Here is a 12,709-nt window from a genome sequence, read left to right as displayed (position 1 = left end):
ACTGTGAATCGTCCGTTTCTTGTCGCGCAGATCAGCGACCTGCACCTTAAAGCCGGCCAGCGCCTTACTTATGGGGTTGTCGATACATTAGGCGCGCTGCGCCGCGCCGTCGATCATCTGAACGCCAGCCATCCGCAGCCCGATATCGTGGTGATCAGCGGTGACCTGGTGGACTTCGGCCGCGCCGATGAATACGCGGTGCTGCACCCCGAAATCGCCCGCCTGCACATGCCGTGCTACCTGGTGCCGGGTAACCACGACACACGCGCACCGTTGCTGGAGGCGTTCCGGGATCACGCCTATCTGCCTGTGTCCGCAGAGGGCCCGTTGGACTGGGTAGTGGACGAGCATCCGCTGCGCCTGATCGGTCTCGACTCCACCATCCCCGGCGGCCACGGCGGCCAGTTGCTCGACAGCCAATTGCAGTGGCTCGACGCGCAATTGTCCCTGCGTCCGGATGCGCCGACCTTACTGATTTTGCATCACCCGCCGTTTATCAGCGGCATTGGCCATATGGACCGCGAACCCTTCATCAATGCGGCGGCGCTGGAGCAGGTCGTCGCCCGCCATCCGCAAGTCGAGCGCCTGCTGTGCGGGCACTTGCACCGGCCGATGCAACGCCGTTTTGGCGGCAGCTTGAGTTGTGTGTGCCCCGGCACCTCGCACCAGATCGTGTTGGACCTACAAGAAGCGGCGCCCGCGCATTTCAACCTGGAGCCGGCGGGCTATCTGTTGCATCGCTGGGAGGCGCAACAGGGTTTGATCAGCCACAACGGCGTATTCGGGGACTACCCGGGGCCGTATCCGTTTTATGACGCTCATGGGTTAATTGACTGAGGTTGTGATGAAAGCCACTTTGAATGTGTTAAGCGTATTGACCGGCAGCCTGGGCGTTGCCCTGAGCCCTTTGGCGTCGGCTGATTTCTTGAGCGACAGCAAAGCCAACTTGAGCCTGCGCAATTTCTACTTCAACAACGACAACCGGGATGGCATCGCCGCACCGTCGAAGACCGAAGAGTGGGGCCAGGCGTTTATCCTCAACTATCAATCGGGCTTCACCGACGGCACCGTGGGTTTTGGTCTCGACGCGATCGGCATGCTCGGCATCACCCTGGACAGCGGTGCCGGCCGCCACGTGGGCAGCTCGATGATCCCCAACGACGACGGCAAGGCCACCGACAACTGGGCCCGTGGCGGCGCCACGGCCAAGGCCCGTTTTGCCAAGAGCGAACTGCGCTACGGCTACCTGCGGCCGAACCTGCCGATCCTGGTGAGCAACGACGGCCGCCTGTTGCCGCAATCGTTCGAAGGTGGGCAAATCACCAGCAAGGACATCGACAACCTGACCCTGATCGGCGGCCAACTGCAACACACCACCGGCCGTGGCTCCAGCGACCGTAGTGGTCTGGCTGCGGCGGGCGGCACCCAGGAAAGCAATAAATTCAATTACGCCGGTGCCGATTACCAGGTGACCAAGGACCTGATGGTCCAGTACTACTACGCCAACCTCGAAGACTATTACCAACAGCATTTCGCCGGGCTGATCCACGTATTGCCCCTGGGCGACTACGGCTCGTTGAAAACCGACCTGCGCTACTTCAAGACCACCGCCGACGGCAAGAACAGCAGCGCCGCCGGCCGTGCCGAAGGTTACAAACTCGGCGGCTATACCAAGAACGGCACCGGTGAAATCGACAACAACACCTGGAGCGCGGCGTTCATCTACTCCCTGGGCCCGCACGCGATCACCGCCGGGTACCAGCAGGTCTCGGACGACAGCAACTTCGCCCAACTCAACCAGGGCGGCCTGGTGAACAAAGGGGAGGGCGGTTCCAGCCTGTATCTCTACACCGACCGTACCGTGCAGACTTTCATCCAGGCCGGCGAGCGCACCGCTTTTGCGCAATACGCCTATGACTTCGCGTCACTCGGCGTGCCGGGGTTGAAGGCGTCGGTGATGTACTTGAAGGGCGACCACATCCTTACCGCCAGTGGCAACGACGCGAGCGAGTGGGAGCGGGATATCGCGCTGGATTACGTGGTGCAGAGCGGCACCTTCAAGAACGTTGGGTTTGGCTGGCGCAACGGTGTGTCGCGCAGTGACGTGGCGCGGGACCAGGATCAGAATCGGGTGTTTGTGAATTACTCGATTCCGTTGATGTAACGACCTTTCAAGCACTGCAAAACCCACTGTGGGAGCCGTCGAGCCCCAGCGAGGCCGCGATGACGGCGGCACTGCCGATAGAGATGCCGCTGACACACCACCATCGTAGCCTCGCTGAAGCTCGACGATCCCCATTTTATTGTGTGTTGCGGAGCCGGCAGCATCCGTTTCAGCCGTTTTTCAAGATTTTTACGTGGGTGGCGGTGTCATCAGCCACCTGCTCAAAACCGCATCGAAGATAAAAAGCTGCGGCCTCAGATGTGTCGGTGGACAGACGTACTTTGTGAAAATGCACGGCAGCATTTTCCAGCAGCTGCACCACCAAGGCCCTGCCAGCCTGTCGCCCACGGTAAGTACGTTCTACGTATACCCGGCGAAGCCGTCCAACTCCTGATCCCGCGACGAGATCACAAGAAAGACCGCCGACGGCGATCAACTGCCCATCACAAAACATTCCCAGAAAGCATTCGCCCGGCCGATCAAATCGATTGGAGCTGTCTTCCCACTCCGTGATCAATCGTGTCAGGAACCGGAAGCCTTCGGCGACTGCCTGAGCTTCGAGGGCTCGGATCTGCACCGGGAGCTGCTCCAGTTTGCGTATCGAGACGTTTGCGTTGAGCGGACTCAAAGGAACTGTCCACCAAGCCAGGGTGCCTTGGACTCAATGCAACTGTGCGCCTGGCTCTTTACCTTGAGCGGGGTATCGAGCGTGCCCAGCGCGATCGAAATCCACTCTGGATACTTTCCTTCAGCGTCGCTCCAGAACAGCGATGAACCGCATTCCGAGCAGAATTGACGGGTGATACCTGGCGAAGATTCATAGCTTTTCAGCGTGTCACGCACAGCCCGGATCGTCACTTCTGATCGGCGCGCGCTGGCATACGTCGCGAACGCAGCGCCATGGCCTTTCTGGCATTTTTTGCAGTGGCAGTGGGTGACGGCCTTGAGCGGTGTCGAAACGTGATAAGTGATTGCGCCGCAGAGGCAACTGCCTTGAGTCGTTGTGTCCATAGGTGTTCTCGTTCTGTAAGTGCTGGCACGGTAACCAGAACGTACGCCAGCTTGACAGCAATTGACTGCCTTCACTCTCTTGAGCGCGAGGCCTCACACCTGACGACGTCGAAAGTGTTTGATTCAGGTTGATACACCGAAACAAGTCCGTCTGACAGGTTCGCTGATCGTTGGGATGGGGAAATGTTAGTGCAGTGCGATTTTTTAAAGTACTCGGTCGAAAGTACGACTTGTCTGGCAAGGGCAGCGGTCAGTGAACCTCTTTCTTCGAACGTACGAGTGGCCATGCTGGTAATGATGAAAATGACGAACAATCCCACAAACCTTGCAATGTACTTCCAGTCTCTCAGCTGTCGTTCGCCTTTCGGCTTTTCAAAGCCAACAAAGGCCCAATGCAAAAGCATAAAAACAGCAAGGAACGATGAGACCGCCAGCAGCCAGGAATAGAGTACAAAGAGGGTGGTCAGTGTAGACGAGGCCGCTGGAAGATAGCCCGGGTCTATTCCGGTAAAGTCATTGATAAACCCGTTGGCGTGCTGTTCAGAGTATTTGAATGCAAGCACGCCGATGATGCCCAACGCCCACTTGAACCACGTTTTTTCATACAGCGCTTTGAGCGTTGCCCAATACTCGATGACAACGGCAACGGTGCAGGTTGCTGCAATCAAATACGCACTGAATTTCGCAAAGGGATCTATCAGGTTTGCTCGAAAAATCAACACCGCTATGAAACTGGCGAACACGTAGCCGCCAAGAATATAAGCACTGACTAAGTAGAATTTTTCGTGTAGCGGGTAGCCTTGGAAGTTAGCCTTTATTCGACCAGTGACGTTTTGTTTGAAGCGGGAAACGGTTGCATTCATGTGGGAGGTTATTCTGAGTGGTTTTCTAACTCGACCGCGCTAAACAAATTGCACGGTTCAACCGGATAAACAGCAATCCTCAAGTCTGGGGACGTGATGAAATAGCGTCAATGGTTTTTGTGATATTGCTCTGGTCCTAGTAGATCCTCGCTCACGCCACCACAAACGTACAAGATTCGCCCTTCTTTCCCTCAGTAGACTCGCCACACTCTTTCTACTGCAGGTCTTCCATGGACATCTTCCTCTACGCCTTCAGCGTCATGTACAGCCCCGGCCCCGTGAATTTCATGGGACTCAACGCCGGGCTCACCGGCCAGTTCCGGCGGTCCACCGGGTTCTTCATCGGCGTGGGCTGCGCGATGCTGGTGTTGTTCGTGCTGTTCGGTTACACCGGCGAGGCGATCATTTCCCAGGCAGCGTTGCCCTATATCTCGTTGATTGGCGGTGTGTACACCTTGTACCTGGCTTATCAGGTGTTCACTGCGCGCACGGTGGTCGATGAAAAAGTCTCTACCGCACCGGCCAAGACCCTCACGTTCTGGAACGGTCTGGTGATCCAGTTGCTCAACCCCAAGGGCATCATGGCGGTTTTGCCGATCACCAGCGTCATGCTGCCGGCGGCGCATATCACCGGGGTGTCGATTGCGCTGGTGTCGGCGTTGCTGGCTTTTGGCGCGTTTGGCGCGCCGTGGCTCTATGCGTTGCTTGGCGCGATGCTGGGACGGCGGATCAACGGGGCGTCGGCGTTTACCGTGTTCAACCGCTGCATGGGCCTGGCGCTGGCGGTGTGTGCGTATTTCATGTTTCACGCGTTCTATGTGCATCTGGTCGCAACATGAGTGGACCTTTTCACCTCCACTCACGCATAGATCGAGCCTCTACAGGTACTTGAGCCAGGCCAGGTCGCGGCGCCGGGCCTTGAGCCCGGCGAACCAATGGACCGGCGCGTACAGCGCCAGCGGCAGCAGCAACGCCACCAGCCAAATGGCGCCCATACCGTCGAAGCCGAAGTAGTTGCCGTGATTCAGGCCAAACAGTGCCACACATGCGACGTAGAGGATTTTCAGCACGTACAGGTGCAGCAGATAGAAGAACATCGGTGCTGCACCGAAGGTGGCGAGCATGCTGATCCAACGCTTGCTTCCCGCCTTCTCGAACGCCAGCAACAGCAGTAGCCCGATCCCCAATGTCAGCGCCAGAAACAACAACGAAGGCGGGTACTTGGTGATGTTGAAAAAGCTCATCAGGGTTTGCACGCCGTTGTCGTAGGCTTGCCATGGTTTTTCGCCATACCCATTGACCGCTCGCACTACCACGAACCCTATCAATGCACTTGCACCGCCCAGCCACAGATAACGCTGGCGCTGCGCCGGCTGCATGTCTTTGGCAAACCAGGGGCCGAGGCTGTAGCCCAGGGCGATCACACCGATCCACGGTAGCACCGGATAAGTGACGCGCAGGCGCAGCGACTCGCCCACTTCGATCCAACTGCGCTCATGCAGGATTGTCCACGGAATATGCAGTGCCGAACCGGCCTCGAAGTGCAGCCCATCCAGCAGGTTGTGCCCGGCAATGATCACCACTGCCAACACGATCAGCAGCGGGCGCGGCAACCACACCAGCGCCGCAAGGGCGATCATGCTCACGCCAATCGCCCAGATGACTTGCATATAGATCACGCTAGGCGGCAGTTGGAAGGTCCAGGCGAAGTTGACCAGGGTGAACTCCAGCACCACCAGGAACAGCCCACGCTTGAACAGGAACGCCGACACATCGCGCCGGCCCTGGTATTTCTGGCCGTACAGCCAGGCCGACAAGCCCGTGAGCAACACAAACACTGGCGCGCACAGATGGGCGAGGGTGCGGCTGGCAAATAACGCAGGCTCGGTGCTGTCGATGGTCATCGGGTCGCTGACCTGACGGTGCAGCAGGAAGGTTTCGCGCACGTGGTCAAGCAGCATAAACAGGATCACCAGGCCGCGCAGGGCATCGATGGACAGCAGGCGTTGGCGCAGGGGAACAGCATCGGTCATGGGCGAGGGTCACAGGGCAGGGCGGAAATGGGGTGTTATCCTATAACATTAATTGCCGCGTTGCCGCGATTCGTCACTAAGGATTCTGATACTGTCAGTGAAATCGTTTGTGCAGGCCCCTCATCATGACTACTCCACAATCCGTCCTCGACTTCTGGAAACACGCCGGCCCCAAACGCTGGTTCGCCAAGGACGAGGTCTTCGACGCAACTTTCCGCGACACCTTCCACACCACCCACCTGCAAGCCGCCCGGCGCGAACTGGAGCACTGGCTGGACTCGGCGCAAGGGGCTCTGGCGCTGCTGATCCTGCTTGACCAATACCCGCGCAACGCTTTTCGCGGCACTGCCCATATGTTCGCCACCGACCCATTGGCCCGCCTGTATGCCAGGCGCATGGTCGACGCTGGATTGGATCAGCAGATTGAGCCGGCATTGCGTGCGTTCTGTTACCTGCCGTTCGAACACTCCGAAGACCCGGCGGATCAGCAGCGCTCACTGGTCCTGAACCAGCAACTGGACGCCAACACTTACCATTGGGCCAAGGAGCACGCGCGCATTATTGAGCAGTTCGGGCGCTTTCCCCATCGTAATGGCGTGTTGGCGCGAGAGACCACGGAGGAGGAGCGCGCCTTTTTAGACAAGGGTGGCTTTGCCGGTTAGCCCGGTATTCCGAGTAGGAATGGCCCCATACAAACAGCGCATTGTCTTTCTCGCCGCACATCTCGTAGCGTGGTGTTCCACTCACGGAGAATCGTTATGAGCCAGCGTCCGTTGCGCCTGTATGTTGATCATTTGTATACCAGCCCCTACGCGATGTCGGTGTTCGTCACCCTGCGGGAAAAAGGCCTGGCGTTCGACACCTTGACCCTGGACTTGGACGCCGCGCAGAACCAGACCGCCGACTTCGCCCAACTGTCCCTGACCCAGCGCGTGCCGACGCTGGTAGAAGGAGACTTTGCGCTGTCGGAGTCTTCGGCAATTACTGAGTACCTGGAAGAGACTTACCCCGAGACACCGGTCTATCCGGCCGATCCCAAGCAGCGGGCGAGGGCGCGGCAGGTGCAGGCCTGGTTGCGCAGCGACTTGTTGCCGATCCGCCAGGAGCGTTCGACGATGGTGGTGTTCTACGGGCAGAAGATGCCGCCATTGTCCCCCGTGGCCGAAGCGGCGGCACGCAAATTGATCAGCGCGGCCCAGGCACTGTTGGCGGGTAACCGGGCGTATCTGTTCGGCGCGTGGTCGATTGCGGATGTGGACCTGGCGGTGATGCTCAATCGCCTGATTCTCAATGGCGACAGCGTGCCCGCCGAGTTGGTGGAATATGCGCAGCGCCAGTGGCAGCGGCCTTCCGTGCAGGCGTGGGTGCGGCAGCAACGCCCGGCGCTGTAGCCGACCATTCATCCTCTATCCGCGGTGGCGCGCTTGACAGGCGTCACCCGGCGGACAAATACTCTCGCCATATTCATATATATGACTAAATAACAAAGTGAATGTGGCCCCATGAATACCTTGTCCAGTGATGCCCGTCTGCCGCTATACCAACGCCTGCGCGACCACCTGGTCGAGCAGATCGCCAACAATCGCTGGCGCCCCGGTGAAGCCATTCCCACCGAAGCGGTGCTGTCCGCCGAGTACGAGCTGTCCACCGGCACCGTGCGCAAGGCCGTCGATGCGTTGGTGAGCGAAGGCATTCTTGAGCGCCAGCAGGGTCGGGGCACCTTTGTGCGTCGCCCGCAATTCCAGTCCTCCCTGTTTCGATTTTTCCGTTTTCAAGGCCCTGCGGGCGAGCGTCAGGTGCCGGAAAGCCGCATCCTCACAGTTGAATCCCTGGCCGCGCCGTCGGCGGTCAGTGAGGCGTTGGGCCTGGCGCCCGAGTCCCAGGTGATCCGCATCCTGCGTACCCGTTTGTTTGACGTGCAGCCGCTGCTGGCCGAAGAGATCTGGCTACCGCGCACGCGCTTCCAGGCGTTGCTGGATATCGACCTGTCCCAGCAAGGCCCGTTGCTTTATCCGGTGTATGAAGACGTCTGCGGGCAAGTGGTGGCCTCGGCCGAGGAAACCCTGACCGCCGAATCGGTCAACGAGGTGTACGCGCGATTGCTGCAGGTGCCGGTCAACAGCCCGGTGGTGGTGATCGAGCGCCTGGCCCGCGATTACGCCGGCCAGCCCCTCGAGTGGCGACGCTCTCGCGGGCACGCCGAGCACTTCCGCTACCGCGTGGACATTCGCTGACCCGACACCCGCACCGTTAACTGTTTGCCCAACACTGGCCCGGCTGCGGCACGGTTCGCGCTCGGCTGCCTCGCGTTTGACCTATAAGGATAAAAATCATGTTCAGTTGGTATCGCCAAGTCACTCCCCGGGAGCGCAAAACGTTCTGGGCCTGCTTCGGCGGATGGTCCCTCGACGCATTGGAAGTACAGATGTTCGGTCTGGCGATCCCGGCACTCATCGCTGCGTTCGCCTTGAGCAAAGGCGATGCGGGGTTGATCAGCGGCGTCACGCTGGTGACTTCGGCCATCGGCGGTTGGGTCGGCGGCACCTTGTCTGACCGCTACGGCCGGGTGCGCACCTTGCAGTGGATGATCCTGTGGTTCTCGTTTTTTACTTTCTTGTCGGCGTTTGTCACGGGCTTCCACCAGTTGCTGATCGTCAAAGCGCTGCAAGGCTTCGGAATCGGCGGTGAATGGGCAGCGGGCGCGGTGTTGATGGCCGAGACCATCAATCCCAAGTACCGCGGCAAGGTGATGGGTACCGTGCAGAGCGCCTGGGCTGTGGGTTGGGGTGTAGCGGTCGGGGTGTTTGCGCTGATCTATTCGTTTGTGCCGCAGGACATGGCCTGGCGTGTGATGTTTGTGGTGGGCCTGTTGCCGTCGTTCCTGATTATCTGGGTGCGCCGCAATGTCGAGGAGCCCGACAGCTTCCAGCGCCTGCAAAACGAACAGGCGATTCCACCGAGTTTCTTCAAGTCGCTGGCGGGCATCTTCCGTCCTGAGCTGATTCGCGTCACGTTGTTCGGCGGTCTGCTGGGCTTGGGCGCCCATGGCGGTTACCACGCGGTGATGACTTGGCTGCCGACCTTCCTCAAGACTGAGCGCAACCTGTCGGTACTCAACTCCGGCGGCTACCTGGCGGTGATCATCTTCGCCTTCTGGTGCGGCTGCATCGCCAGTGGTTTGCTGATTGATCGCATCGGGCGGCGCAAGAACATCGTGCTGTTCGCGCTGTGCTGTGTGATCACCGTGCAGGCCTATGTATTCCTGCCGTTGACCAACACGCAGATGCTGTTCCTTGGCTTCCCGCTGGGCTTTTTCGCGGCCGGCATTCCGGCCAGCCTTGGGGCGTTGTTCAACGAGCTGTACCCGGCGGATGTGCGCGGTGCCGGCGTGGGCTTTTGCTACAACTTCGGGCGCGTGCTGTCGGCCGTGTTTCCGTTCCTGGTGGGGCATATGAGCGACTCCATGTCCCTCGGCTCGGCCATCGGCATCGATGCCGGGATTGCCTACGGCGTCGCGGTGATCGCCGCGCTGTGCCTGCCGGAAACCCGTGGTCGCGTGCTGGAAGCTGCGCCGATTGACAATGTGGTGACGGGCCAGCGCGCCCAGGCTTGACCCTTTTTTACTCTTGAAAGACGAACCTCATGCTCGATAACTGCTCCATCACCGGCATCGACGCCCACGCCCATGTGTTCAGCCGCACGCTGACTTTGGCCGGCGAACGTCGCTATACCCCTGACTACGACGCCACGTTGGCGGATTACTTCGGTCACTTGCACGCCAACGGCTTGAGCCATGGCGTGCTGGTGCAGCCCAGCTTCCTGGGCACCGACAACCGCTACCTGCTGGCCGCCTTGCAGCAGGCACCCGACCGGTTGCGCGGTGTGGTGGTGGTTGAACGCGATATTCCGCGCGACACTCTGCACGCCATGGCGCGCTCAGGTGTCGTGGGCGTGCGGCTGAACCTGGTGGGCCGGGCACTGCCGGACTTCAATGAGCCGGGATGGAAAGTGTTCTTTGAGCATATCGTCGAACTGGGCTGGCACGTGGAATTGCACCGCGAACTGGACGACCTGCCGCACCTGGTGCGGCAACTGCTGCCGTTCGGGGTGGAACTGGTGATCGATCATTTCGGGCGACCCGACGCGCGACTGGGCGTGGAGCAGCGTGGCTTTACCGAGTTGCTGGAGCTGGCGCTCGGTGGCCATCTGTGGCTGAAAGTCTCGGGAATCTATCGCCTCGGCGGGAGCGCGGCACAGAACCTTGAATTTGCCCACCAGGCCATTCCGTTGCTGCAGCAGAGCTTTGGCCTGCATCGGTTGGTGTGGGGCAGTGACTGGCCGCACACCCAGCATGAAGCGTCCATCGGCTATGGCGCAGTGATGGAGCAGCGCCAAGCCCTGGGTTGGTCCGCGCAGACCGAGCAGGCCTTGCTGATCGACACGCCCCGCCAGTTATTCGGCTTCCACCACGCGTAGCCAGTCCTCCTTCACGCGGCGGTCCAGTTCCTCCCAGTCCGCCATGCCCAATACCCGCGTGGTGTTCAAACCCCGCAGGTAACCGCGCAGTTGCTGGGCGCTGGCGTTGAGTTGATCGGGGTCCGCCGCTTCGTCCTGCAACACGTTCTCATAGTCGGCCAGGTAATCGGCGACCCGCTCGCGAAACTCCGGTAGTACGGCTTCGCGGATGCGGTCGAAGGTTTTCTGGTGGGGCTTCATGGCGTGGTCCTTATAAGTTTTATGTCAGCACTATCGGTTCAGATAATAGTCACCATCAAGGATCGCAAGTTCTGTTTTTGCAGGAAAAGCGGAAAATCGCCCCATCGAGACGCTGTTCAAGGAAATGCGCGATGAGGACGTTTATTCAGCTGGCGTTGATGGCTTTGATGCTCGGCACGGTTGCTATCAACAACGCGGCAATCGCCGATGATCTGCGTACGAGCCATTTGCTACCTATCAACGGTAGCGTAGACTCCCTGCAGCACGCGCAGTCGGTGGGTGTATTGCTGACTGACAGCACCCGCGACAACCTCAGCTACCTTGAACGCTACCACGACATGGCCTTGAATGGCGCCAAGGGTGCCCTCGACGGGCGTATCCGCCAGGCGTTCGTCAACAGCTCCGACCCGGAACTGGCCATCGATTGGTTGATGAGTTCGCTGCAGGGAACCTTTTTGTCGGTGACGGTCTACGACAACCTGGATGCCCTGGTGCTGGCTCACCCTGATGTGGTGGTGATGCTCGATACCCATAACCAACTGTTGACCCAGCGTAACGACCAGGTCGAGGCGCGTTTTATTGCGCGGTTCTATGATGCGAACCTGCAATACATCGCCAAGGCCGAAGGCTCGGTGCACAAGCAGGTGCCGTCGGTGTGGGTGCATGACCAGGCGGCGCCGGAAATTGCTGCGCAGATCGAGCAGCAGCGGGACGTGCAACTGGATGCCTTGAAGCAGTTCGATGCCTCGCTCAAGGCGTTGGTTCGTGCAGGTTGATGTGGACCTTTATTTTTTATAATCAGGAATTTTTCATGCGCGCTTTTTTCGCCCCGGCCTTGGCCTTTGCTTCTCTGATGTTGGCCGGTTGTGTTTCCGCCCCCAACGCTCCAACCCTGACCTTGCAGACCAGCAAAACGCCTGAAGCCTATGTGCAGTGCGTGCTGCCCAAGCTGGAAAAGCACAAGATCACCTCCACCGTGACGCAGAACTCGCGCCACGCCAAAGTGGTGTTGACCAGCAAGATTGCCGCCGATGATGTGCTGGAGGCCTACAAGTCCCAGGACGGCGGCAAGGTGTTCCTGTATGAGCGCAAGCCGCTGGCGTCGACGATTACGCCGTCGCGGCTTGAGCTTGCTGCCAAGGAATGCCAATAATTTCGCGTATGGCCTAGGGCTTGGCTTCGTTGTTGAAGGCATTGACCGTCTTGACTAAACCCTGCGCCGCCAACGCCACCAACTCCCCACCTTTCTCTACCGTCGCCAGCGCCGGGTCCGAGCCCATGCGTCCATCAGGGAAGCGCGCGCGGAAGTCCAGCGCTTCACGGATCGGCCCGGTATTGGCGATTTGCGGTGAATAATAAGCCGTCTTGATCGAGTCCGGATAGGCCCATTGGGTCACCGCAATCTCCGACGGCGTGGCATGGCTGCCATGGCCCAGCGGGAATTGGCGTTGCGCCAGGTCATTCACGCCTTCCAGGTCCCACCAGTTCACCAGCTTCAACGCAAACCCGGCCGGGCGACGGGCGAAGCTGGCCTCGGCGTACAGCTCGGAAAATGCCGCTTCAATCGTGGCGATATTGCCGCCGTGGCCGTTCAGAAACAGGATCTTCTCGAAACCATGCCCGGCCAGCGAGCGCACCCAGTCGCCAATTGCGGCAATGAAGGTAGAAGGGCGCAGGGAAATGGTGCCGGGAAAACCCAGGTGATGCTGGGCCATGCCGATGTTAAAGGTGGGGCCGATCAGCAGATCGGCGTTCTTCTGCGCTTCATGGGCGATGATTTCCGGGCACATCCAGTCGGTGCCCAGCAGGCCGGTAGGGCCGTGCTGTTCGTTGGAACCGATGGGAATCACCACCGTGCGGCTGCGTTCCAGAAACTGCCCGATCTCGATCCAGGTGGAGTGGTGTAGAAGCATGCGTGGTTC

The 12,709-nt window shown here is 59.6% G+C and carries 16 protein-coding genes; 10 read left to right on the top strand and 6 right to left on the bottom strand.

Translation table 11 applies throughout. The annotated features are described in order from the left end of the window. The first annotated feature begins 3 nt into the window (after positions 1 to 3). Together RB216_RS15940 and RB216_RS15935 are read left to right on the top strand one after the other, a co-directional pair. Positions 4 to 837 (top strand): phosphodiesterase, encoded by an 834-nt coding sequence (locus RB216_RS15940; protein ID WP_305381284.1) that lies wholly within the window; start codon positions 4 to 6, stop codon positions 835 to 837. A gap of 7 nt (positions 838 to 844) precedes the next feature. Next, positions 845 to 2,164 (top strand): OprD family porin, encoded by a 1,320-nt coding sequence (locus RB216_RS15935; protein ID WP_305381282.1) that lies wholly within the window; start codon positions 845 to 847, stop codon positions 2,162 to 2,164. A 169-nt stretch (positions 2,165 to 2,333) separates the two neighbouring features. On the opposite strand, the gene RB216_RS15930 is transcribed toward RB216_RS15935, so the two are convergent. The 3 genes from RB216_RS15930 to RB216_RS15920 all read right to left on the bottom strand — a co-directional run bounded on the left by RB216_RS15930 (position 2,334) and on the right by RB216_RS15920 (position 4,038). Beyond that, the gene (locus RB216_RS15930) at positions 2,334 to 2,792 is read right to left on the bottom strand and encodes a GNAT family N-acetyltransferase (RefSeq protein WP_236318909.1); all 459 of its coding nucleotides are present in this window, start codon (positions 2,790 to 2,792) and stop codon (positions 2,334 to 2,336) included. Next, positions 2,789 to 3,175, bottom strand: a complete 387-nt coding sequence (locus RB216_RS15925; RefSeq protein ID WP_308907530.1) for a GFA family protein — start codon at positions 3,173 to 3,175, stop codon at positions 2,789 to 2,791. The genes RB216_RS15930 and RB216_RS15925 overlap by 4 nt, the downstream gene beginning before the upstream one ends. A 71-nt stretch (positions 3,176 to 3,246) precedes the next feature. Next, complete coding sequence (locus RB216_RS15920; RefSeq protein WP_028616538.1) at positions 3,247 to 4,038, bottom strand: hypothetical protein; 792 nt, start codon at positions 4,036 to 4,038, stop codon at positions 3,247 to 3,249. Positions 4,039 to 4,268: 230 nt separating this feature from the next. On the opposite strand from RB216_RS15920, the gene RB216_RS15915 reads away from it, so the two are divergent. Continuing rightward, positions 4,269 to 4,877, top strand: coding sequence for a LysE family translocator (locus RB216_RS15915; RefSeq protein WP_068935847.1), 609 nt, complete (start codon positions 4,269 to 4,271; stop codon positions 4,875 to 4,877). Positions 4,878 to 4,916: 39 nt separating this feature from the next. Here RB216_RS15915 and RB216_RS15910 read toward each other — a convergent pair whose 3' ends face one another. Continuing rightward, positions 4,917 to 6,071 (bottom strand): acetyltransferase domain-containing protein, encoded by a 1,155-nt coding sequence (locus tag RB216_RS15910; RefSeq protein WP_028616536.1) that lies wholly within the window; start codon positions 6,069 to 6,071, stop codon positions 4,917 to 4,919. A gap of 125 nt (positions 6,072 to 6,196) precedes the next feature. Between RB216_RS15910 and RB216_RS15905 the strand changes: the two genes are divergently transcribed. The 5 genes from RB216_RS15905 (at position 6,197) to RB216_RS15885 (ending at position 10,547) form a co-directional block, all read left to right on the top strand. Next, complete coding sequence (locus RB216_RS15905) at positions 6,197 to 6,733, top strand: DUF924 family protein (RefSeq protein ID WP_028616535.1); 537 nt, start codon at positions 6,197 to 6,199, stop codon at positions 6,731 to 6,733. A 96-nt stretch (positions 6,734 to 6,829) separates the two neighbouring features. After that, on the top strand, positions 6,830 to 7,462 hold the full coding sequence (yfcF, locus tag RB216_RS15900) for a glutathione transferase (RefSeq protein WP_028616534.1): 633 nt from the start codon (positions 6,830 to 6,832) through the stop codon (positions 7,460 to 7,462). Between the two features lie 111 nt (positions 7,463 to 7,573). Next, complete coding sequence (locus RB216_RS15895) at positions 7,574 to 8,305, top strand: GntR family transcriptional regulator (RefSeq protein ID WP_028616533.1); 732 nt, start codon at positions 7,574 to 7,576, stop codon at positions 8,303 to 8,305. Positions 8,306 to 8,403: 98 nt separating this feature from the next. Beyond that, positions 8,404 to 9,684, top strand: a complete 1,281-nt coding sequence (locus RB216_RS15890; RefSeq protein WP_028616532.1) for an MFS transporter — start codon at positions 8,404 to 8,406, stop codon at positions 9,682 to 9,684. A gap of 29 nt (positions 9,685 to 9,713) precedes the next feature. Next, a complete protein-coding gene (locus tag RB216_RS15885) occupies positions 9,714 to 10,547 on the top strand; it encodes an amidohydrolase family protein (RefSeq protein WP_028616531.1) in 834 nt (277 codons plus the stop codon). Here the strand turns inward: RB216_RS15885 and RB216_RS15880 are convergent. Then, positions 10,524 to 10,787 carry a hypothetical protein gene (locus RB216_RS15880; protein ID WP_068935851.1) on the bottom strand — a complete coding sequence of 88 codons (264 nt, stop codon included), beginning with the start codon at positions 10,785 to 10,787 and terminating at the stop codon, positions 10,524 to 10,526. The two genes, RB216_RS15885 and RB216_RS15880, sit on opposite strands and share 24 nt — an antisense overlap. A 131-nt stretch (positions 10,788 to 10,918) precedes the next feature. Here RB216_RS15880 and RB216_RS15875 point away from each other — a divergent pair, with 131 nt between their 5' ends. Together RB216_RS15875 and RB216_RS15870 are read left to right on the top strand one after the other, a co-directional pair. Next, positions 10,919 to 11,563, top strand: coding sequence for a hypothetical protein (locus RB216_RS15875; RefSeq protein WP_028616529.1), 645 nt, complete (start codon positions 10,919 to 10,921; stop codon positions 11,561 to 11,563). 35 nt (positions 11,564 to 11,598) lie between these two features. Continuing rightward, positions 11,599 to 11,940, top strand: coding sequence for a hypothetical protein (locus tag RB216_RS15870; protein ID WP_016977143.1), 342 nt, complete (start codon positions 11,599 to 11,601; stop codon positions 11,938 to 11,940). A 13-nt stretch (positions 11,941 to 11,953) separates the two neighbouring features. On the opposite strand, the gene RB216_RS15865 is transcribed toward RB216_RS15870, so the two are convergent. After that, on the bottom strand, positions 11,954 to 12,700 hold the full coding sequence (locus RB216_RS15865) for a creatininase family protein (protein WP_308907529.1): 747 nt from the start codon (positions 12,698 to 12,700) through the stop codon (positions 11,954 to 11,956). Positions 12,701 to 12,709: the final 9 nt, after the last annotated feature.

It is taken from the genome of Pseudomonas canadensis, from assembly GCF_030980095.1.
Taxonomy (GTDB): Bacteria; Pseudomonadota; Gammaproteobacteria; order Pseudomonadales; family Pseudomonadaceae; genus Aquipseudomonas; species Aquipseudomonas canadensis.
This window is presented reverse-complemented; position numbering and strand designations above follow the sequence as displayed.

Bases quoted from the DNA above. Each gene is read 5' to 3' on its own strand.
- RB216_RS15935 (WP_305381282.1), top strand. From the start codon at position 845: ATGAAAGCCACTTTGAATGTGTTAAGCGTATTGACCGGCAGCCTGGGC.
- RB216_RS15925 (WP_308907530.1), bottom strand. From the start codon at position 3,175: ATGGACACAACGACTCAAGGCAGTTGCCTCTGCGGCGCAATCACTTAT.
- RB216_RS15920 (WP_028616538.1), bottom strand. From the start codon at position 4,038: ATGAATGCAACCGTTTCCCGCTTCAAACAAAACGTCACTGGTCGAATA.
- RB216_RS15915 (WP_068935847.1), top strand. From the start codon at position 4,269: ATGGACATCTTCCTCTACGCCTTCAGCGTCATGTACAGCCCCGGCCCC.
- RB216_RS15910 (WP_028616536.1), bottom strand. From the start codon at position 6,071: ATGACCGATGCTGTTCCCCTGCGCCAACGCCTGCTGTCCATCGATGCC.
- RB216_RS15905 (WP_028616535.1), top strand. From the start codon at position 6,197: ATGACTACTCCACAATCCGTCCTCGACTTCTGGAAACACGCCGGCCCC.
- yfcF (WP_028616534.1), top strand. From the start codon at position 6,830: ATGAGCCAGCGTCCGTTGCGCCTGTATGTTGATCATTTGTATACCAGC.
- RB216_RS15895 (WP_028616533.1), top strand. From the start codon at position 7,574: ATGAATACCTTGTCCAGTGATGCCCGTCTGCCGCTATACCAACGCCTG.
- RB216_RS15890 (WP_028616532.1), top strand. From the start codon at position 8,404: ATGTTCAGTTGGTATCGCCAAGTCACTCCCCGGGAGCGCAAAACGTTC.
- RB216_RS15885 (WP_028616531.1), top strand. From the start codon at position 9,714: ATGCTCGATAACTGCTCCATCACCGGCATCGACGCCCACGCCCATGTG.
- RB216_RS15880 (WP_068935851.1), bottom strand. From the start codon at position 10,787: ATGAAGCCCCACCAGAAAACCTTCGACCGCATCCGCGAAGCCGTACTA.
- RB216_RS15875 (WP_028616529.1), top strand. From the start codon at position 10,919: ATGAGGACGTTTATTCAGCTGGCGTTGATGGCTTTGATGCTCGGCACG.
- RB216_RS15870 (WP_016977143.1), top strand. From the start codon at position 11,599: ATGCGCGCTTTTTTCGCCCCGGCCTTGGCCTTTGCTTCTCTGATGTTG.
- RB216_RS15865 (WP_308907529.1), bottom strand. From the start codon at position 12,700: ATGCTTCTACACCACTCCACCTGGATCGAGATCGGGCAGTTTCTGGAA.